The organism is uncultured Campylobacter sp. (assembly GCF_938045595.1).
Lineage (GTDB): Bacteria > Campylobacterota > Campylobacteria > Campylobacterales > Campylobacteraceae > Campylobacter_B.
In genome coordinates, this window is sequence record NZ_CALIBB010000237.1 from 1 (window position 1) to 1,098 (window position 1,098).

Here is a 1,098-nt window from a genome sequence, read left to right on the forward strand (position 1 = left end):
GCCTAAAGCGCGGTAAGATCGGCGAATTCGACGCCGAGCTCGTGGAGGAATTTTTTCGCGCTTTGGCTTTCAACGCAAATTTTACGCTGCATATAAGCCAGATTCGAGGCGAAAATCTGCATCACGTCGCAGAGGCCGCGTTTAAGGCGTTCGCCGTCGCATTTCGTCGCGCGATAAGTATCAACGAGCGCACCGGCGTGCCTAGCACCAAGGGCGTTTTATAGCGGCAAATGCGTGCTAAATTTAGCAAAATTAGCAATTCGCGGTTTTGTAATTTTATCGGCGTTTGAAATTTTACTCTCGCCGCTCGCTTAAAATCCGCGAAATTCCGTCTTTGCTCGGGCGAGGATCGCCGCTTTATTAAGAGTTTGCTCTAGGCGCATTTGCGCTTGCGCTCTTGCTTGACGGGCGTGTAAATTTAATCGGCGCGCTAAAATGCCGCTTTGTACATTAAAATTTAAAGGTAAAAAATGAATATTTTCGGATCGCTTATGGAGATTTTAAATGTGCTGTTTTTGATCTGCTTTGTTTGGCTTATCGTGTGTTTGATTAAATTTATCAGATCAAAAAACGAGCCGGAGCGCCATAAAAGAGATAAAAAATTTCTAATTATTTCGGTGGTTGTGTTTGCATGCGCTTTTGCTCCACTCATATATTCTCAGTGGCTATTCGATCCTTTTTCTATACTTATCTTGGTTTTTACCGGGCTACCGATAATTTCGTTCATTTGCCTCATCGTGTATTTGGTAAAATTTATTAAATCTGCTAAAAGCGAGCTCGAGCGCCGCAGGAGGATTAGAAATCTCCTGATCCTCTCCGCGTTTTTATTCATAATCTTTTCGGCGGTCTTAGCCGGCTTTTTTTGGCTACTTAATCACGCAATCGAGCATATGTGAGGCGCAAAATGAGCGATGAAATTTTTCAAAAAACGATCGCCGTAATATTGACGGCCTGGGCGATCAGCGTTTGCGCACTAACCGCAGCGGCGCTGTATCTGCAGAGCAAATGCTCGATCATCTCCTATATCGCGAACGGCAACTAAGATGAAGCGCACATCTATCGTCATTTTGCTGCTGCTTAGCTTTGCGGCTTTCGATT

The 1,098-nt window shown here is 44.6% G+C and carries 2 protein-coding genes and 1 pseudogene; all 3 read left to right on the forward strand.

Going from position 1 to position 1,098, the window contains the following annotated elements; genetic code table 11:
- Nucleotides 1-224, forward strand: a pseudogene (gene hisB, locus Q0340_RS09000) (imidazoleglycerol-phosphate dehydratase); the annotation flags it as partial.
- 246 nt (nucleotides 225-470) lie between these two features.
- Nucleotides 471-896 (forward strand): hypothetical protein, encoded by a 426-nt coding sequence (locus Q0340_RS09005; protein WP_298083046.1) that lies wholly within the window; start codon nucleotides 471-473, stop codon nucleotides 894-896.
- 8 nt (nucleotides 897-904) lie between these two features.
- The gene (locus Q0340_RS09010) at nucleotides 905-1,042 is read left to right on the forward strand and encodes a hypothetical protein (protein WP_297881384.1); all 138 of its coding nucleotides are present in this window, start codon (nucleotides 905-907) and stop codon (nucleotides 1,040-1,042) included.
- Nucleotides 1,043-1,098: the final 56 nt, after the last annotated feature.